General features: G+C 48.6%; 17 protein-coding genes. 9 read left to right on the top strand and 8 right to left on the bottom strand.

Annotated features, from left to right (window positions below):
- The first annotated feature begins 91 nt into the window (after positions 1 to 91).
- From KO512_RS10875 to rpsA, 3 genes are all read left to right on the top strand, one after another.
- The gene (locus tag KO512_RS10875; protein WP_320135662.1) at positions 92 to 2,173 is read left to right on the top strand and encodes a carboxy terminal-processing peptidase; all 2,082 of its coding nucleotides are present in this window, start codon (positions 92 to 94) and stop codon (positions 2,171 to 2,173) included.
- 19 nt (positions 2,174 to 2,192) lie between these two features.
- Positions 2,193 to 2,951: a hypothetical protein gene (locus KO512_RS10880; RefSeq protein ID WP_215952369.1), complete on the top strand. Its 759-nt coding sequence runs from the start codon at positions 2,193 to 2,195 to the stop codon at positions 2,949 to 2,951.
- 250 nt (positions 2,952 to 3,201) lie between these two features.
- Positions 3,202 to 4,881 carry a 30S ribosomal protein S1 gene (gene rpsA, locus KO512_RS10885; RefSeq protein WP_215952370.1) on the top strand — a complete coding sequence of 560 codons (1,680 nt, stop codon included), beginning with the start codon at positions 3,202 to 3,204 and terminating at the stop codon, positions 4,879 to 4,881.
- Between the two features lie 183 nt (positions 4,882 to 5,064).
- Here the strand turns inward: rpsA and KO512_RS10890 are convergent, their stop codons facing one another.
- The 6 genes from KO512_RS10890 to dnaX form a co-directional block, all read right to left on the bottom strand.
- Positions 5,065 to 5,505 (bottom strand): YcgN family cysteine cluster protein, encoded by a 441-nt coding sequence (locus KO512_RS10890; RefSeq protein WP_215952371.1) that lies wholly within the window; start codon positions 5,503 to 5,505, stop codon positions 5,065 to 5,067.
- Positions 5,505 to 5,795 carry a YcgL domain-containing protein gene (locus KO512_RS10895; protein WP_215952372.1) on the bottom strand — a complete coding sequence of 97 codons (291 nt, stop codon included), beginning with the start codon at positions 5,793 to 5,795 and terminating at the stop codon, positions 5,505 to 5,507. The genes KO512_RS10890 and KO512_RS10895 overlap by 1 nt, the downstream gene beginning before the upstream one ends.
- Positions 5,796 to 5,806: 11 nt before the next feature.
- A complete protein-coding gene (gene rnd, locus KO512_RS10900; RefSeq protein WP_215952373.1) occupies positions 5,807 to 6,973 on the bottom strand; it encodes a ribonuclease D in 1,167 nt (388 codons plus the stop codon).
- Positions 6,974 to 6,980: 7 nt separating this feature from the next.
- Complete coding sequence (recR, locus tag KO512_RS10905; protein ID WP_215952374.1) at positions 6,981 to 7,580, bottom strand: recombination mediator RecR; 600 nt, start codon at positions 7,578 to 7,580, stop codon at positions 6,981 to 6,983.
- A gap of 13 nt (positions 7,581 to 7,593) precedes the next feature.
- A complete protein-coding gene (locus KO512_RS10910) occupies positions 7,594 to 7,920 on the bottom strand; it encodes a YbaB/EbfC family nucleoid-associated protein (protein WP_215952375.1) in 327 nt (108 codons plus the stop codon).
- A gap of 100 nt (positions 7,921 to 8,020) precedes the next feature.
- Complete coding sequence (gene dnaX / locus KO512_RS10915) at positions 8,021 to 10,180, bottom strand: DNA polymerase III subunit gamma/tau (protein WP_215952376.1); 2,160 nt, start codon at positions 10,178 to 10,180, stop codon at positions 8,021 to 8,023.
- 214 nt (positions 10,181 to 10,394) lie between these two features.
- Here dnaX and KO512_RS10920 point away from each other — a divergent pair, with 214 nt between their 5' ends.
- The 6 genes from KO512_RS10920 (at position 10,395) to KO512_RS10945 (ending at position 16,243) form a co-directional block, all read left to right on the top strand.
- Positions 10,395 to 10,580 (top strand): hypothetical protein, encoded by a 186-nt coding sequence (locus KO512_RS10920; RefSeq protein WP_215952377.1) that lies wholly within the window; start codon positions 10,395 to 10,397, stop codon positions 10,578 to 10,580.
- A gap of 489 nt (positions 10,581 to 11,069) precedes the next feature.
- Positions 11,070 to 12,524, top strand: a complete 1,455-nt coding sequence (locus tag KO512_RS10925) for a COG3014 family protein (protein ID WP_215952378.1) — start codon at positions 11,070 to 11,072, stop codon at positions 12,522 to 12,524.
- Positions 12,525 to 12,538: 14 nt separating this feature from the next.
- The gene (locus tag KO512_RS10930) at positions 12,539 to 12,952 is read left to right on the top strand and encodes a YcfL family protein (RefSeq protein ID WP_215952379.1); all 414 of its coding nucleotides are present in this window, start codon (positions 12,539 to 12,541) and stop codon (positions 12,950 to 12,952) included.
- The gene (gene lpoB / locus KO512_RS10935; protein WP_215952380.1) at positions 12,949 to 13,572 is read left to right on the top strand and encodes a penicillin-binding protein activator LpoB; all 624 of its coding nucleotides are present in this window, start codon (positions 12,949 to 12,951) and stop codon (positions 13,570 to 13,572) included. The genes KO512_RS10930 and lpoB overlap by 4 nt, the downstream gene beginning before the upstream one ends.
- Before the next feature lie 21 nt (positions 13,573 to 13,593).
- Entirely contained in the window at positions 13,594 to 15,039 is a 1,446-nt protein-coding gene (locus tag KO512_RS10940) for a DUF6844 domain-containing protein (RefSeq protein ID WP_215952381.1), read from the top strand.
- A 10-nt stretch (positions 15,040 to 15,049) separates the two neighbouring features.
- Complete coding sequence (locus KO512_RS10945) at positions 15,050 to 16,243, top strand: hypothetical protein (RefSeq protein ID WP_215952382.1); 1,194 nt, start codon at positions 15,050 to 15,052, stop codon at positions 16,241 to 16,243.
- Between the two features lie 126 nt (positions 16,244 to 16,369).
- Here the strand turns inward: KO512_RS10945 and KO512_RS10950 are convergent, their stop codons facing one another.
- Positions 16,370 to 16,540, bottom strand: coding sequence for a hypothetical protein (locus tag KO512_RS10950; protein ID WP_215952383.1), 171 nt, complete (start codon positions 16,538 to 16,540; stop codon positions 16,370 to 16,372).
- Between the two features lie 69 nt (positions 16,541 to 16,609).
- Positions 16,610 to 19,006, bottom strand: coding sequence for a plasma-membrane proton-efflux P-type ATPase (locus KO512_RS10955; protein WP_215952384.1), 2,397 nt, complete (start codon positions 19,004 to 19,006; stop codon positions 16,610 to 16,612).
- Positions 19,007 to 19,010: the final 4 nt, after the last annotated feature.

Below are 19,010 nucleotides of genomic sequence, written 5' to 3' on the forward strand. Positions count from 1 at the left end.
GACTACACTCAGATTTTCTGAGTTACGGAACCAAGCTGGTCATTTGTCTGTCTCAGATACTATATGTAGTCGCAAATCAGGAACATACAGCTTGAAATATACCCGCCAATTACGTCACATGCTCGCCCCTTCACTTGTTCTGAGCCTGCTGATAGCGCTTCCAACAAGCGCCATGACAACTGCTTTGCAACCGGAGCCAATTCATCAGCAAACCATCGCTGATATTGTCACCTCCCTCAATCAGGACCACTATAATAGTATCGTTTTGAATGATGCGCTCTCCAGTAAAGTACTGGATCAGTATTTAGAAAGTTTAGACCCATCTAAAGCATTCTTTTATAAATCGGATATTGAAGACTTCGAGCAGTACCGAACACTGATCGACGATGAAATCCGTCAAGGTGACTTGACGGCAGCTTATGCCATCTTCAATCGCTACCAGCAGCGCTCTCAGGATCGGCTGGAAAAACTGGTCGCCACGCTTGAAAACCCTGACTATAAAGTAGATTTCAGTATCGATGAAAGCATTCAAATCGATCGCGAAGATAGTCAATGGCCTGCCAACGAAGCAGAGATGAATGAGTTTTGGCGTAAACGGTTAAAAAGCGCATTATTGGGCCTAAAAATTGCCGACAAATCCATCGACGAAGCCAAAGAGCTGTTGATTAAACGCTATAAAAGCCAGCTAAAACGCGCCACGCAAACCAACAGCGAAGATGTATTCCAAAACTTCGCCAACGCCTTAACCAAACAGTTTGACCCACACACACAATACTTTTCACCCCGCCTATCGGAAAACTTTAATATCAATATGAGCCTTTCGCTGGAAGGTATCGGTGCAGTATTACAGAGCGAAAATGAAAATACCAAAGTTGTCCGTCTGGTACCGGCAGGCCCCGCCGATAAAGCTGGCCAGCTAAAACCCGCTGACCTGATTGTCGGTGTCGGCCAAGGAGAAGATGGCGAGATTGAAGATGTGGTCGGCTGGCGTCTAGATGAAGTCGTTGACCTAATCCGTGGCCCAAAAGATAGCGTCGTGAGACTCAACATTATTCCTGCGGATGGCGATGATACACAGCAAAAAGTGATTAAAATCACCCGTAATAAAGTTAAGCTTGAAGAGCAAGCAGCACAAAGCAAGATTATTAAGCTTGAACATGAAGGCAAGCCCTATAAACTTGGCGTGATCAGCATCCCTGCTTTTTACATCGACTTTGCCGCCCTACAGCGCGGCGACCCGAATTACAAAAGTACCACCCGCGATACCGCTAAATTGATCAACGAATTGAAAGCCGAAGGAATTGACGGTCTGATCATCGACCTACGTAATAATGGCGGTGGTTCTCTGCGTGAAGCCAACGACCTAGTCGGCTTATTTATCAGCCGAGGCCCAACAGTGCAAATCAGAGATCCATTGGACCGCGTTAACATTCAGGCGGACCTTGATCCTCGAGTAGCCTACAACGGCCCTATGGCGGTATTGGTTAACCGTCTTAGCGCCTCCGCTTCAGAAATATTTGCCGGCGCTATTCAAGATTATCAACGCGGCCTCATTGTCGGTAGCCAGACCTTCGGTAAAGGGACTGTGCAGACTCTATCACCACTCCATCATGGTCAAATTAAACTGACCCATGCTAAGTTTTATCGCATCTCTGGTGAGAGTACCCAACATAAGGGCGTGATACCCGATGTTGCCCTGCCAACCATTTATGACACCGATCAGATTGGTGAGAGTGCGCTTGATGGAGCCCTGCCTTGGGACACAGTGTCTGAGATTCCTCATCAGCGTTACATTAACCTTAAATCAATCCTGCCAGCGCTAACGAGTCGACACCAAGAGCGGACCAAATTCGACCCCGACTTCCTCTTCATGAATGCACAAATTAAGCGAATGCATGAGGATAAGCAGGATAAAGAGGTATCACTGAACGAAGCAACCATTAAAACGGAACGAGAAACCTCTGAGCAGTGGCTGTTAGATCAAGAAAACAAACGTCGGAAAGCGAAAAACCTATCAACCATCAGTGAACTGTCTGACCTAGACGACCTGCTGGAAAAAGATTCGCAAGGCCGCACCATTAGCCCATCACAGGAAGCCCTACTCAGCGAAACCGGTAATGTCTTACTCGATATGATTGAACTCACCAATAAATATGTCGCCGTTAAAAACTGATCGGTAAAGAGACGATTCGATGCAGCTAAGCAAGCTAAAACTGATGCTTTTTATCGGCGCGCCGTTAATGCTGATTATTGCCGCACTGGTGGGGTATTTCATCTACTCCACCATCAGTGCTCAACAGGCAGAAAATCGTAAAAAAGTTGAAAACTTTGGTGAGTTAGTCATACCAATGGATGCGTCCGCCTCATCATCGCCGACCGACCCAAGTATCACACAAGAGAATATATCCCCCACTCAGCGAATCATCATCACCCTCAAAGATGAACGCAGCGAACTGCTGAAAAAAACGGTGGTGATGCAGGATAAAATTAACAGCTTAGAAGCACAAGTTGCCGAACTCGAACGTTATAAACGCACCAATGAACGCTACGCGCCTCATACATTTAATGAGGAAGTGTCCACCGTTCATGCGCGGATGAAGCAATTACTGAGCAGTCAGGCAGAATCCAAACGATTCACCAGCACCCAAATCAAAGGGATGGCGGCCGCAGCCGCACAAGAGTACAAACGTTATCTAACCATACATAAGCTACTCCTCGACCAAGATCAGATCGACACGATCGTCAACAACCACCTATCAGCCTATGCATACTGTATTGGTGACGGCATGGATATCGCGGCGAATAACCGTGAAGAGGAGCTGCTAGTAGTGGAATACTTTAAAACATCCAAAACGGAACTCATGTCCAGTCGATTAAAAAGCGACCTTAAGGCCATTATTAAACCCTGCCAAGAGCTCTTAGCGGAACGACTCGCTTACCTAACCCCCTAACCTATCACTCAATATTAATCACCACCTAGCAGCCTTAACAGAGGCTCTCGACGCCCCACCTTTACCCTCACTCTTTTCCCTTCAACGAAAAATCGTTATAATTTGCGCCCTGTCCTCTTGCCTGCCGCTCATTTTATCAGCCATTACAGCGCTCATCAGGATAACCAAAACCGGACCTGTACCGGGCTGATGGTACGGGTGTAAACACGGCGCCCACCCCTTTCCTTGGGGTCAGCCTATAGGAATACATATGTCCGAAAGCTTTGCTGAATTATTCGAAGAATCCCTTCACCATATCGATATGAAACCAGGCACCCTCGTGATGGGTGAGGTTGTCGATATCGATAACGACTGGGTGACTGTTAATGCGGGCCTTAAATCTGAGGCAATTATTGCACGTAGCCAATTTCTCAACGATGCCAACGAACTTGAAATTCAAGTCGGCGACATGGTTAAAGTTGCATTAGAAAGTGTAGAAGACGGCAACGGTGAGACCCGTTTATCCCGTGAAAAAGCTAAACGCTCTGAAGCTTGGGAAGTGTTGCAGAGCGCCTTTGATGCTGAAGAACCCGTTAAAGGCTATATCAACGGTAAGGTTAAAGGTGGCTTCACCGTTAATGTCAATAATATTCAAGGTTTCCTACCGGGATCGCTAGTCGATGTTCGCCCAGTACGAGATATTGACCACTTAGAAGGTAAAGAGCTCGAATTCAAACTGATCAAACTGGACCCCAAACGCAACAATATCGTGGTCTCCCGCCGCGCCGTACTGCAAGAAGCGAATAGCGCACAACGGGACGAACTGCTGGCCACCCTGACAGAGGGACAACAGGTTAAAGGCTATGTTAAGAACCTAACGAACTACGGTGCTTTCATCGATCTCGGCGGCGTCGACGGCTTATTACACATCACCGATATGGCTTGGAAGCGTATCGCGCATCCGAGCGATATGCTGACACCTGGTGATGAGATCACCGTTCAGATCATTAAGTTTGATAAAGAAACAAACCGCTTATCCCTTGGCCTAAAACAATTGAGCGAAGACCCGTGGTCATCTATCAAAACACGCTACCCTGCAGGTGCTATCGTTCCAGCGACTGTGACTAACTTGACCGATTACGGCTGTTTCGCGTCGATCGAAGATGGTGTTGAGGGCTTGGTTCACGTGTCTGAAATGTCATGGACAAACAAAAACGTCCACCCCTCTAAGGTCGTTCAGGTCGGCGATAACGTAAATGTGATGATTCTTGAGGTTGATGAAGAGCGTCGACGCATCTCTCTAGGGATTAAACAATGCACCGCTAACCCGTGGACTAACTTCGCCAAGCAATACTCCGCTGGCGATAAGATCACCGGTGCGATCAAAACCATTACCGACTTCGGTATTTTTATCGGCCTAGAGAATGATTTAGACGGTTTAGTACACATGTCGGATATCTCTTGGGATAACGATGGTGAAGCCGCATTACGTGACTACAAAAAAGGCGATACGGTTGAAGCCGTCATCCTCTCGATTGATGCGGAAAAAGAGCGTATCTCTCTCGGTATCAAGCAACTGCAAGGAGACATTTTCTCCGACTATACCTTGGCACATCCTAAAAATTCGATTGTTAAAGGTACCGTTAAGTCTGTTGATGCAAAAGGTGCGACGATCGAACTCGCTGAGGGTATCGAAGGCTATCTAAGAGTCGCGGATATTAGTATTGATCGTATTGACGATGCATCCACCGTTCTAAAAGTCGGCGAAGAAGTAGAAGCGAAGATCATTAACTTAGATCGTCGTAATCGATCCATCACCCTATCAATCAAAGCGAAAGATCAGGCTGACGAGAAAGCAGCGATCAAAGCGATCGCAGATGCTCCCTTTGATGCCGCAGGTCCAACCACCATTGGTGATCTCATTAAGGCCCAATTAGCGGGTAAGAAATAAGCCGCTAGCCAAGCTAGCAACAAACAAAAAAAGGAGCGCCTAGCGCTCCTTTTTGAATCTCTTACTTTTAACATTTAACAGTTTTTACAGTACCTAAGGCAGGCCTTTCAGCTGTATTTAGCACCTATCGTTATCAGCCAAAACGGATCACTGTAGACATCGCCATCTGTTATTTGATGAGATTTAATCTAGCAGATAATCAAAATACTCATCATCACTTTTCAATTTATCATCGGTAATCTCATACCAATCTAGCACCGACGCCCCCGCCTCTTTGACGGATTCCCGACGCCCACTGACCAACGGATGCCACTCGGGCAGATCCTTACCTTCATGCACTAAACGATAGGCACAGCTCGGTGGTAACCAGTGAAACTCCTGCACATCTTCCGGATGCAGTTTGACGCACTGAGGTACCAACGAACAACGCTTCTCATACTGAGTACAGTACAGGGTTTCCATATCCAACAGGTGGCAAACCACGCTGGTATAGTGCACCTGACCGGTATCTTCATCTTCTAGCTTATGCAAACAGCACAGAGAACAGCCATCACAAAGTGATTCCCATTCGGGTTCAGACATCTGCTGCAACGTTTTAGAACGCCAAAATACCTGATCAGCCACTAACGTACACCCGTTTGCGGACGGTCTTTAAAAAGATCAAGCAGATAATCATCTTTTGGTGGTGGCATCTGCAAGAAGTATCCCTTCTCACGGATATCTGCCAATACTTTGATCGCATCAACCCGTGATAACTCTTTTTCAGGGGTTAATAACATATCAAACACATGTATCGGCGCACCAAACATCTCTTTCAGAGGGTCAGGCACACGCTTCATCTTTTCTGTTTTCTCAACATAAAGATACATTTCATCTTTTTTTGAGCTGCGAAACACACTACAAATCTTTTTCATAGACACTCTGCTTAAATATCCAGGCTCTGCAGCTTTTCTAGCAATGCATCACCGATTACCTCTTTACGCCAGCCTGATAGGCTTGGTGGAAGGCTGAATTGACCCTGATCTTCCGTTCTAATCAGAGCATCGAGATCTCGCTTACGTAACAATATTTCCGGTGCTATATTCAGCTCTTCCGCTTTACTGCGGGCCATCGCTTTCAACACTTTAAGCGGCTTATTCCACTGGTAACTTAAAGGTCGATGGATAGACTCAGGTGGCTTAGCCTCAGCAGATTGGGCCGCGGTTTTCAGATAGCCAAGGATGACATCGCCATCCTGCTTCACCTGCTGCATCCTAACTTCGGGCACTCGGGCAAGTTCACGGGCATCTTTAGGCCAGCGGTTAATCACCTCTAACAAAGCATGATTTCTCAATACGCGGTTACGAGGCACGTCCCGTTGACGAGAAATACGCTCCCGCCAGGCAGTCAGATCACGCAACGCCGCCATTTTTTCCGGCGGTAGCTTCCATGCCTGACTAAAACGCTGGTAATAATGAACACCGTCAGGATCGCTATCCGGTATATTCGTCAGCAACAGCGCCGTCTCTTCCTCCGCCCAACGACTCATGCCTCGCTCGGCTAACTCGGCCATTTGCTGCTGACAGAGCACCGGCAGATAAGCAACATCCAGTGCGGCGTAGTGTTCCTGCGAGGTGGTTAAAGGACGCTGCAACCAATCTGAGGTTGTTTCACCTTTTTCCAGTTTTACGTCCAGCGCATACTCCACTAACCGTTGATACCCCATCGAAAAGCCCCAGCCCAAAAAACCGGCCGCTATTTGAGTATCAAAGATAGGCGCAGGTAACTCACCCAACATATAGAGAAAAAGCTCTAAGTCTTCATTACCCGCGTGCAGTACTTTAAGCACGGAAGGGTCACGAAACAATTGCACCATGGGTGCATAGTCTTCAATTTTCAGAGGGTCGATCAGATAACAAGCCTGATCATCCGCGACCTGTATCAATCCGGGGATAGGATAAAAGGTATCAACCCGAATAAACTCAGTATCCAACGCAATCAACGGCAACGCTTGCCACTGCTGACAGTAACGCGCCAAAGTTTCATCATCCGTAATCCAGATCGGCTGATCTGCAGCGGCTTCCAATCGTTGCCAGTTATACGCGTCAGTCATGGTTCCCTCAGTTCATTACCCGGCGACCCGCCATGGCATGGGCCAGGGTGCCACCATCAACATATTCAAGTTCGCCCCCTACCGGTACACCATGGGCGATACGGGTCACCCGGATATCAAGATGTTTTATCTGCTCGGCAATAAAGTGTGCTGTCGCCTCACCTTCAACGGTCGGATTGGTGGCTAAAATCATCTCTTTAACCACCCCAGATTCAAGCCGCTTAAACAGCTGATCCAACCCGAGGTCATCCGGCCCGACACCATCAATCGGCGATAGATGCCCCATCAGCACAAAATAGCCTCCGTTAAACCCACCGGTCTGCTCGATAGCAAGCATATCCACCGGCGATTCGAGTACACAGATCTGCGTTTCATCCCGACGATTATCGGCACAGATCTCGCACAGTTCATTTTCGGATAAGGTACGACAGCAGGCACAATGGCCAACTTTATCTGCTGCGAGTGTCAGCGCCGCAGACAGCGTATTCGCGCCATTACGATCGCGTTCGAGCAGATGAAATGCCATCCGCTGGGCCGTTTTTGGCCCAACCCCTGGCAACACACGAAAGGCATCAATTAAATCCTGAATGAGCGGGCTAAACGACATAGTGTCAACCGCCTCAGAACGGCATATTAAAGCCCGGTGGCATACCCATACCGCCGGTCACTTTAGCCATCTGTTCCTGTGTTGTGCTCTCAACCTTACGCACTGCATCGTTGATCGCTGCGGCAATTAGGTCTTCAAGGATCTCTTTATCCTCTTCCATCAGACTATCATCGATGGCAACACTACGAACATCATGACGTCCATTCATCACAATTTTCACCAACCCAGCACCCGACTCGCCATTGACCTCAGCCTTAGCAATCTCTTCTTGGGCTTTCTGCATATCAGCCTGCATCTTCTGGGCCTGCTTCATCAGGTTACCCATACCACCTTTCATCATAGTGCTCCTTATCTTTGTGACAGCACGAACCTAAAACTGACGTTAACAGCATTCAAGTCCGACTAAAAATCTTGCCGCTAAACGGCTTTATTGCGGCGCTTTAATCAATCGGCTGCACCGATTCTAAATCGATTCTCGCAGCGAACCGCTCAATCACGGTTTGTACCACCGGATCATTCTGAATAGAGTTCACTGCCTCAGCCAAACGTTCTGCCCGTTTCCGGTCACGGTATTGACTGGGTGTTTCACGACTATAACGGCCGAGACTGAATTCTACCTCAACCTGCGTATTAAAATAATGACCAATCGAGTCACGAATCCGCCCAATATGCGTTTCGTTCACCAATGCTTTCTGTTCATGCATATAGTGGAAACGCCAACAATCCCCTACTGCTTCGAGTGAGGTATTCGAGGCAATGCTATACGTCATACCACTGAGTCCGATCAGTTCGACTAACAGCACCCACTGATCGGGGGTAAACTGAGTAATATCCGAGCTGACGTTCGCTGCCGGTTCAATCACTGCCTCAGCGGCACCACTCGCCGGCGTCATCACCGCAGATTGCTGGGCGTTATTGTTGGCGATAGGGTTTTGGCTATCGCCGTGTTGTCGCTCTAAATTCTTTTTCTCAGGCTGTTGTGTCACTGAGCCAACGACTTCCGAGCGCTGTGGCGCTGCGCTTTGATCTTCTCTACTGCGGCTATCAAGGTGATCGGCTGCCACTCGGGGCTGTGGCCGATTCAGATCAGCATGCGAACTCACGGCCGACGGCTGATTCGTATCCCGGTCATTAGCAGGAACCGGTGAAGTATTATCTTCCCAAGGCAGATCAACCGGCGCGGTTTGCGTTACAGCAGTCGACCCCGCAGCCCTTCGCGGTTCAGAATCAGCGTCAGACTTTTTTCCGGGGAGGTCCTCAGAAGGTCCCTGAAGATAAGATTCATCATAATCCGGAGGTGATGCCTGATGCTGTGGTGGCGCATCCGGATAAGCGTTCGCAGGATTATTAACGGTCTGTTCAACCGAGGTCATTGCACCATGATTTTGCGGTTCATCCGCTACTGCAACAAGTTCCTCAGGCAGGGATACAGCGGACACTGGCTCAGAGGCCGGTGCAGCCAGCGCAGCAGGTTTGCTATCATCATTTGGCTGACTCAACCCTTGATGACTCACCGATACTGGGCGGAACGCCAACATCCGCATCAGCGTCATCTCAAGCCCTTCCCGAGCATCCGGCACAAAGGGCAGGTCTTTGCGCCCCATCAAGGCCGTCTGATAAAACAGTTGCACATCTTCAGCGGTTAATTTGCCTGCTAGATCCAGCACCAGTTCTCGATCGCCCAAGCCGTTATCCACTGCCTCCGGCACAATCTGCGCCAGTGCGATACGATGCATTAAACTAATCAGGTCGCCCAACACCGCACTGTAATCCGGTGAATAGCGGGCTAACTCGTCCACCGTGGCTAACAAGGCTCGTGCATTATGAGCCGCGAGGTTATCCACCAAACTATAGACTAATCGTTGATCGATCGTGCCCAGCATCGCCCGCACATCGGCTTCAACGACGGCACCGGCACCAAAGGCAATCGCCTGATCCGTTAGACTCAGCGCGTCGCGCATCGAACCATCAGCAGATCGGGCTAACAACCATAAGGCAGGCTCTTCATACGGAATATTTTCCGCTGTTAACACCCGACACAGATGTTCAACAATCCGTTCAGGGATCATATTCTTTAGATTGAACTGCAAGCAGCGAGACAGAATAGTAACCGGTAGCTTCTGCGGATCAGTGGTTGCCAGCAAAAACTTAACATGTGGCGGTGGCTCTTCCAGTGTTTTCAGCAACGCATTGAAGGAGTGCGTGGACAGCATGTGCACCTCATCGATGAGATACACTTTAAAGCGGCCATGGGTCGGCGCGTACTGAACATTTTCCATCAGCTCGCGGGTGTCTTCCACCTTGGTGCGCGACGCCGCATCCACTTCGATCAGATCAACAAAGCGACCTTCACTGATTTCACGGCAGGCAGAGCATTCGCCGCAAGGTGTCGATGAAACACCTTTCTCACAGTTAAGTGATTTCGCAAACAGCCGTGCAATCGACGTTTTACCGACACCGCGGGTACCAGTAAACAGATAAGCATGATGTAAACGGTCGTCATCCAGCGCATTCACTAACGCCTTGAGCACATGCTCCTGACCGACCATTTCCTGAAATTTTGCGGGACGCCATTTACGCGCCAGTACCTGATAACTCATCGCTGCAAATCTATATGAGAGGGGTGTTTATTCATGGCTACCAATGCTAACGGTAACCGCCTGATATCGCCAGCGAAACCGCCTATTTAGTGGTAACTAAATTGCGATGACTCATGCACATCATCTTTTACATGAAAACAGTTCTTAGCAAACTCAGCATTAATGATCTAACTTACATAGACAACAACAATCTTCCACCGACGAGGACAAGAAGATGGAAAAAGCAAAAAGTGCACCCGACTATGCCGTCAGGCGTCATCGTCTGATTGAGCAACACGAAATCATTCATTTTCAGGATCAACACTGCCCTGTCGAGATCCTCACCGAAGAGGCGATCGAATGGATCACCGTCAGTCATGACATGATTTCACTCGAAATCCTTGACATAAAATCACATTAATCGCTTCAAATACGCACCGGATATGGCGCTTCAAGCCATATACCGGTGCACTCATATAGTTCCTATCAGGCGCTGACCTCAACACAGGTATGGACCTGCATGCGATATGTTCAGCATCTATTGATGACCTACCTAAAAGCCTTTTCTCAGCACGAGCAATAGCCGCGTCAAATTCACTAAAACGCCTGACAATAATAAAACTTTTTTATGTGCCGGCGCCCTACCGATAGTTAAAAAGTACCACGTTACAAGAATTCGGCAGGACAACACTTTCATCCTATTGTTCGCTTAAACCGCCAACCATAAAAAACCGCTATTCATGACGGTGCGAATAGACAAAGATCAAAAATGTCATTTTGGGTACTTTCAGCCTTATCTCGGTTAAAAGTAAGAATTTTTCCTATAGGCAGATCACTCGCTTATCTATACCCTCGCCGTCTCTTAGACTGTTGATATAAAACAGATTTTATTTCGCTAAAGGGATTTATTATGCGAATCAAAGAGTCAAAAAAGTCCGCACTCCTCCTTTTTACAGCCATATCGTTAACAGGTTGTAATGCCATACAGACGAAACAACAAGCAACCGATTTCGAGAAGCAGTTTGAAGCCGGTCAGTTTCAAGCAGCGGCAGATACCGCCTTGAGTGCAGGCGATATAACCCCCGATGGCGAATCCAGTAGCTTATTGTGGTCGCTTCAAAGTGGCACCGCATTAAGTGTCGCTGGTCAATATCAATTTAGTAACAAGGTGTTTGATTCTGCTGAATCAATGATGAAAGCAGAAGATACAGAAAACGTGGGGCGCAAAGGCCTTGAAATGGTGACGTCCGTTCTCGTCAACAACAGTCTAAACCGCTACTCCCCTACCGTTTACGACGGCGTGATGACAAATACGTATAAAGCCGTTAATAACATGTTTTTACATGACTTTCAGAACGCTAGGATTGAGTTTAACCGCGCAGCAGACCGCCAACGGCGAGCTGAAGAGGCATTCAAAAAGAAGCTCGCTGAAAAGCAGAAAGAACTCGCTGAAAAGGAAGCCGAAGCGAAGAAAGAAGTCACTGCAGCGAACAAGAGTAACCCTTTCGATCTCCAAAAAAGCAGCGTCCAGTCCGAATCCGCTGTCTATGAGCAATACCCCGAACTTAAAGAGTGGAAAGCCTACCCTGACTATGTAAACCCCTATACCGATTATCTACATGGCCTTTACTTCATGCTCTCCAGTCAGGATAAATCAGACCTGAGTAAAGCTCGGGCCTCAATGCGCAGAGTCGCAGGCATGAATCCTAACAACCGAGCGGTCAAAACAGATCTAAAAGTCGCTGATAAATTACGTCGTGGGGAATGGAGCAAAAAACGGCTAAGTCCCGCCGTTTGGGTTATTTTTGAAAATGGCCTAGCCCCAACGGTCAAAGAAACCTTGATTCCTATCCCTCTGTTTCTCGTGAGTAAGAAAGTCGATTACGCCCAGATCGCATTACCAAAACTCAATCATCGTGCAAAAGCCTACCCTTACCTTGAAATTTTTGATGGTAATAAGTCGTTAGGTAAAACGACTCAATTAGCCGATATCGATCGCGTTATTCAAACTGAATTTAAAAAAGAGTTCCCATTAAAAGTCACTGAAGCCATTAGCAGCTCACTCACAAAAGCATTAATTCAATATAAAGCCCAAAAAGAGGGCGGTGCGATGGGCGGATTAGTAGCCGCACTTTATCAGGCGGCTACGACTCACGCAGATACCCGAAGCTGGAGCTCTCTCCCCAAAGAAGTTCAACTAGCCAGAATCAGAAAACCCAAAAACAACACCTTAAATATCAGCGCGCCTGGTTTCCCTACCCCGTTAAAAATCGACCTGCCTGATAGCCGTTTTACTGTGATTTACGTGAAAGCAACAACCCCGGGTAGCACACCCATTTATAAACTCACCAGTTTCGATGCCTGATGAGAAGGATTCCCATGAAGAAATTAATACTGACTACCTTGCTGCCATTGTTCCTACTAACAGGCTGCCAAACACAGCAAGTCAAATCCCCCGATTATCCTCAGCTAACCTTTGGTCAAGGCGCGAAAAGCTTTGTGGCGATTGAGTCCGTGACCGATGGCTACACGCCAGGACAGTTATTGCAGGTCTCCATTCAAGCTTTTAATACCGCAAGCAGTAACAAAACTCTACGCTACAAATTCACCTGGTTTGATGAAAACGGCTTTGCAATCAACAGCCTTACCTCACGCTGGGAAGCTTTAGAAATCGGCCCGAAAGAACCCATTTCCATTCAGCGTATAGCCACCAGCCCGAAAGCCGTCGCTTATAAAGTCTTTCTATCTGACGCTCACGCCTCATCCCCTCAACCTCAAGGAAACAACCGATGAGAACCCTATTCTCAGCTCAAACAACCAAAGTTATTGCTCTATCTGCCGTTGTGCTCATCGCTAGCGGCTGTACGCCAAAAACTCAAATGCTAACGCCGGGTGCGGTAGATGAACCCATTACGATGGGCTTGAGTGGCAAAGACTTTGAGCAAGCCTCCGTTGACGCCGTACAATCCATGCTGTCATCTGGCGCAGTTGACCGTAACGATGGGAAAAAGAACATCATGGTGGTCTCTTCTATTATTAACGACACCATGCAGCGCATCGACACCGATCAACTGGTCAAGAAAATCCGCATTGAATTGTTACGCAGCGGCAAAGTGATGACGACGACTGCCATCGGCTTAAATGGCGCTGAAGACCAAATGAACGCAGCTTACGGCGAACTAAGCCAGTCTAAAAAAGTGGATCGTACAAGTCTGGTTAAACAAGCCTTTACAGCGCCAAACATGAGTCTTTCCGGCAAGATCATTCAACGTAACAATCGTGTCGATGACGACCGCCAACTGGTTGAATATTACTTCCAACTGACACTTACCGATCTGCAATATGGTCTAGCGGTGTGGGAAGGCGAAACACCTATTCGCAAAATTGGCAGTGCCAAAGGAACCTCTTGGTAAGCAACGTAAAGGAATACGAAGATGAAAATGCTATTCAAACAAACCGCGCTAGCGTTAGCCATCAGTGGCATAGCGGTCGTCACTCAAGCACAAACCGACGCTAACCAATCAGAAGCCGAGACAGCAACCCAAGTAGAAACAGCACCCGCTACGGATCAGGCTGAAGCAATTGATGTTGCAGTGGCAGAAGCGGCTGAACCAGCACCGGTCGATCCTGGCATGATGCTGATGGATCAGATCGAAGAATGGAAACACGGCGCGGGCGCGAGTTTGTCTCAACGGGCTGAAAATGGCGATATTTTTATGGCGGAAGGGACCTCCTTTGTAAAAGTGACGCCGGATGCTGCTGACTGGGCTGACCACCGCTTATTGGCGTATAAAGAAGCGCTGATGAACGCACAAGCACAGTTTATCGAGTTTGAAGGCATCAGCTCACGAGCCGAAACCGTCAGCAAACTGTTTGAAGATAAGAGCAAAATGCCTTCATTCTCACCTGAAGAATTACAGAGCTCGAACAAGCTCGAAGAGGTACTGAATAAAGCAGTCGCATTGGCCGGTGGTAAGTTAGATGAGCAACTTAATGAACTGGGCATTAATCCAGATGAATTTAATGCCGCGCCTCCCGCGAAACGTGCCCGCTTATTTGAGAACTCCATCAGCGAACAAATTACAACACGAGCACGTGCTAGCCTGACAGGCCTAGTGCCCGTTAAAACCTTTGAAGCCAATGATGCCGAAGGCCGTCATGCGATCGCTGTCATGGTGGTTGCCTCGGATAAGATGCGCCAATTTATTTATGACATGAAACAGAGCAAAGGCGACCTAGCCCCTAACCCTAAAAAAGTGGGCGGGCCATCCCTGCGTGAGCGTTTCTCAGAGAATAAAGCCGCCCTAATTCATGAGTTCGGCATCCGCAAAATGTATGATGAAAACGGTTATCCCGTATTGGTTTCCTTTGGTCAAGCAGGAACGGGTTATAACGGTTCCGACTTCAACCGTAAAATGAATGCCCGCAAAGGTGCCTTCCTCTACGCAAAAGCAGATGCTTACGCCAACTTTGCTTACCTGCTGAACGCCGTCGGCAATGCTGAATTGAGCACGAGTAAAAAAAGCACGAATGTGACTGAAGGCATCGTACAAGCCGAGAAAGACGGTGTAATAACATCCGAAGAAAACCGCATTGAGATGGTAAAAGCGATCAACAATGAGATCTCGGCCCGCGGCAGTATCTCAGACCTAGCAGGCACTCGTCAGTTACTGCGCTGGACGGCTAAACACCCTCAATACGGTAATGAAATCAATGGTGTTATCTATGTCTGGCATCCGGTTTCAGAGCAAAACGCCCGCGATATGCGTAACTTCAAACCTAAACATCAGGATCAGGCTAAGTCTCAGGAGCAGCACAGCAAGACTCACGCGACGGGTACCACTCAAAGCCGTGATCTGATGTCGGCCGATGATTTCTAAGGATAGAAATATGCAACCATTACTGAAAACACTACTGGCATTGACCGCCCTGCTCTGCAGCTGTTTAAGTTTCTCCGCTGAACAGGTGGTCGATGCCGTAGGGTATGGCAGCAATCGCAATCAGGCGATCAGCGATGCCTTAGTACAAGGCCTGCGCCAAGCCACGGGTGTCAGTATCGACAGCCGTGAGGTTATGCAAACCTTATCGGCTCATGCCAGTAGCAGCAACAACGAAGGTGAACAGTCCAGCAGCTTATTTGAGGTCGCCCATCGTGGCGATCTCAGCCTTAAAACCAAGGGACTGGTATCACGCTACGATGTTCATTCGGTAGAGCAGGAAACGGATGGCAACTACCGCGCCGATGTGAGTCTACATGTGCTCAAGTACGACAAACCCGGCCTACCTACCGATAGCCGCCGTACACTCGCAATAATGCCCTTTCACAGCGATAAACATAGCTACTCACTGCTGGGAGACCGGACTCCCGCAGCTAAAATAGAATCAGAACTGCGTAACCGCGCGCTGGATCAGTTTATTCAGTCCCGCAAGATGAATGTGTTGGATCGTGAGTTTGGTGCCGAGTTTCAACAGGAGAAAGCGCTCTGGCTTAGTGATGATGCCGCACTGGCGGAAAAAGCCAAGATCGGTAACGTTCTAGGAGCTGATTACATCGTTGTGGGAAATATTCGCAATATACGCAGTACTCGACATGCGAAAACCTTGCAGCTAACCGGTGAAACCATCGTCAGCTATAGCGGCAGCGCGCAGTTGGACTACAAAATTATTCTGGCCTCGACCCGCCAAGTAAAATGGTCTGATTCAATCAACCTGAAGTTCAGCGACCGCGACATCCGCGCTATGTTGAAAAAATATGGTTCATCTCAAGCGGGTATCACCGCAGAACTGGCAGAACAACTGGCACAACAAGCCTTGGCGAATATTTACCCCATGCGGGTCGTGGCCGTCAAAGGTAAAACCGTGGTCATCAATCAGGGAGGCAAAACCTTAAAGAAAGAGGATGTACTGAATGTTTTCCTGCTTGGCGATGAGATGTTTGATCCCTATACCAAGGAATCACTGGGCCAGTTAGAAGAACAGATTGCGACCGTGAAAGTGTTACGGACCACCGCAAAAATCTCCTATGCGACTATTCTGACAGGAGAAGCTGAGCTGATTGAGCCCAACTTTATCTTGCGACGATAACCTATCCCGCCTTCAATCCAACTGGCGACTGTTGGTATTAACAACAGATCGCCAGATTGGGTTTTATTGATCAAATCCGTCCTAAATACGCATTCCCATCTATCCCTCTCTGATATCCATCACCGCTCACAAACTCTGCACCCATTCTAAACCAGTCGAAAAGCAGCCCTGATAATAACCGTCAAATACAACCTGGATAATACTTTGTACAGCCACGCTGTTACGCTTAAAACCCAACGCGGGAATAGCCATCGATGGATCAGATAGCACAACGCCGCGAAGTAGAAGAATATCCACTCGCGGCGTCATAAAACACAGAGTTAACGTTTCAATATAGCGCTAATAATAACGCTACTATTAATCCGTTTATTTAACGTCGACTCGCGCCTGCTTTGCAAGGTAATGCAGAACCAGTCGTTTAGCCATATTGTTAATTAAGAACCAGAACAACGCGTAACCCCAAACAATCAGGGCGAGTGACCAGCCAATCGGCTCAACAAACCAACCATAGACGGCGGCTAAGGTGCCGACAACCTGGGTTGCTTCCGTCGTAATAAACAGTTTCAAACTAGGGAACGGACGATCCCAGAAATGGCCATCATTACGGGTCAGGTAGATAGTCAGATGCCCAGCAACCAGTAGCTTCAGGAAGATCAACGTTTGAATAGTCGGACGGGGTAATTCCCAGATTGATTCTGCTATCCAGAACATCCCGAAACTAGAGATAACACCCAGTGTACCCAACACACTCGCCAAAATAAGAACCCGACGCATATCCCAGCGTACCGGTCGTGGTGCAGGTCTAGCATTATCATAAGCGATCATCATGATGGGAAAATCATTCAGCAACGCCAACAACACAATCATTGCCGCCGTGACCGGATAGAAATCAAATACCAGAATGGATAGCGTCATAAACAACAGCACGCGCACAGTTTCACTGATACGGAAGATGGCATAAGCCGTCATGCGCTCAAAGATACGGCGTGCCTCTTCTACCGCATTGCGAATAACCCCCAGTCCCGGCTCAGTTAACACCAGATCCGCTGCCGCCCGTGCGGCATCGGTGGCACCACTAACCGCAATCCCGACATCCGCCTGACGTAATGCGGGGGCATCGTTCACACCATCTCCAGTCATACCCACTAGATGATCACTGGATTGCAGCGTTTGGACGATCTCGAACTTATGTTCAGGAAAAACCTGCGCGTAGCCATCCCGCTCAAGAATCTCACTGGCAGTCATTTTGTGTTCTTTGGCGAACGCTTTATCGGCGGTGATAAAGTTAGATCCAATCCCCAACTCCCCAGCAATCTGCCGAGCGATAGCGATATGGTCACCGGTCACCATCTTAACAGACACACCCAAATTCCTTAGCGCAGAAACCGTCTCCGCACTATCTTCACGCGGTGGGTCATACAATGGCAGCAAGCCCAACACTTCAGCAGGCTGATCACCAATACGCTCAGCCACCGCCAATGCACGATAACCGCCAGCGGCTAAGGTATCAATCTGCACCTCAACGGCCGCCTGAGTCTCCGATGACGCGTTAGCCCAAGCTAAAATTGACTGTGGAGCACCCTTAGCGATATACCGAGCTTGACCATCTAGCGTCACCTCCACTTCGGCGATTTTGCTTACCGGATCGAAAGGAGTGAACTTATCAATCTGTGCCCGTGCTAAGTTATCGACCCCCTTAAGAGCAGCCAAAATCGAGGTATCGATCGGGTCATTGCTTTCCGGCTCGCAAGCCAGGGCAGCCGCCAGTAACACCTGCTCAGTATCCTTTGCTTCAATAAGCGCCGGCGTCCCCACCACCAACCGGTTTTGGGTCAAGGTGCCGGTTTTATCCGAGCAGAGCACATCAATCCCTGCCAGCTCTTCAATAGCGGCAAGGTGCGACACAATCGAACCTAGACGACTCAGCGTCATAGCCCCAACCGCCAGTGTTACCGACAATACCGCAGGCAACGCCACAGGGATCGCCGCGATGGTTAGAATCAAGGCAAACTGCACCGTTTCGAGCAGTGGGTCACCACGGAACCAACCGTAAACCAAAATGACTGCCACCAGCACTAGGGTGGCCACAATCAGGGCGTTACCAATTTTCAATACCGCCTGCTGAAAATGCGATGGCGCACCAGCCCGCTCAACCAAGGCTGCGGTTTTACCAAAATAGGTTCGCATACCCGTTGCAGTCACAACGGCCGTCATCTCGCCAACCCGTACGATTGAGCCTGAATAGGCTGGATCAGCGGCGCTCTTCTCAACGGGAAGTGACTCACCGGTCAACGCCGACTGATCAATTGAAAGGCCTGCCCCCCTCAAAAGCTCAACATCAGCCGGCACCACATCACCGAGTTTCAGGTGAATCACATCCCCTTGAACCAGCTCACGGGCTGGCAGGTCTTGCCACGCACCATCGCGCAATACCCGCGCGCGAGTCGCAAGTTTTTTCTTTAGCAACTCAACCGCATTATCGGCCTTACGCTCTTGCCAAAAGGCTACCCCTGCATTGACCGCCAGCATGGTCAGAATAATAAAGAAATCAGGCCAATCTTGAGCCAACGCCGAAAGAATCGCCGCGGCTTCAATCATCCAAGGGATCGGCCCCCAGAAATAGGAGAGAATCTTCTTAAGAGGACTCTCTCGCTGTTCAATAATTTCATTAGCCCCCTGCTCAGACAGCCGACGCGCAGCCTCCTCAGAAGAAAGCCCATTACCTTGTTCGGCATCAGGGACTGTATTCGCATCATTAAGCATCTTT

The sequence above is a fragment of the Amphritea atlantica genome, from assembly GCF_018860855.1.
Lineage (GTDB): Bacteria > Pseudomonadota > Gammaproteobacteria > Pseudomonadales > Balneatricaceae > Amphritea > Amphritea atlantica_A.

What these genes read in the sequence shown, in the direction of transcription:
- KO512_RS10880 (WP_215952369.1), top strand. Translation starts at nt 2,193, where the DNA reads ATGCAGCTAAGCAAGCTAAAACTGATGCTTTTTATCGGCGCGCCGTTA.
- lpoB (WP_215952380.1), top strand. Translation starts at nt 12,949, where the DNA reads ATGAGAACCCTATTCTCAGCTCAAACAACCAAAGTTATTGCTCTATCT.
- KO512_RS10945 (WP_215952382.1), top strand. Translation starts at nt 15,050, where the DNA reads ATGCAACCATTACTGAAAACACTACTGGCATTGACCGCCCTGCTCTGC.
- KO512_RS10920 (WP_215952377.1), top strand. Translation starts at nt 10,395, where the DNA reads ATGGAAAAAGCAAAAAGTGCACCCGACTATGCCGTCAGGCGTCATCGT.
- KO512_RS10910 (WP_215952375.1), bottom strand. Translation starts at nt 7,920, where the DNA reads ATGATGAAAGGTGGTATGGGTAACCTGATGAAGCAGGCCCAGAAGATG.
- rpsA (WP_215952370.1), top strand. Translation starts at nt 3,202, where the DNA reads ATGTCCGAAAGCTTTGCTGAATTATTCGAAGAATCCCTTCACCATATC.
- rnd (WP_215952373.1), bottom strand. Translation starts at nt 6,973, where the DNA reads ATGACTGACGCGTATAACTGGCAACGATTGGAAGCCGCTGCAGATCAG.
- KO512_RS10955 (WP_215952384.1), bottom strand. Translation starts at nt 19,006, where the DNA reads ATGCTTAATGATGCGAATACAGTCCCTGATGCCGAACAAGGTAATGGG.
- KO512_RS10925 (WP_215952378.1), top strand. Translation starts at nt 11,070, where the DNA reads ATGCGAATCAAAGAGTCAAAAAAGTCCGCACTCCTCCTTTTTACAGCC.
- recR (WP_215952374.1), bottom strand. Translation starts at nt 7,580, where the DNA reads ATGTCGTTTAGCCCGCTCATTCAGGATTTAATTGATGCCTTTCGTGTG.
- KO512_RS10930 (WP_215952379.1), top strand. Translation starts at nt 12,539, where the DNA reads ATGAAGAAATTAATACTGACTACCTTGCTGCCATTGTTCCTACTAACA.
- KO512_RS10895 (WP_215952372.1), bottom strand. Translation starts at nt 5,795, where the DNA reads ATGAAAAAGATTTGTAGTGTGTTTCGCAGCTCAAAAAAAGATGAAATG.
- KO512_RS10940 (WP_215952381.1), top strand. Translation starts at nt 13,594, where the DNA reads ATGAAAATGCTATTCAAACAAACCGCGCTAGCGTTAGCCATCAGTGGC.
- dnaX (WP_215952376.1), bottom strand. Translation starts at nt 10,180, where the DNA reads ATGAGTTATCAGGTACTGGCGCGTAAATGGCGTCCCGCAAAATTTCAG.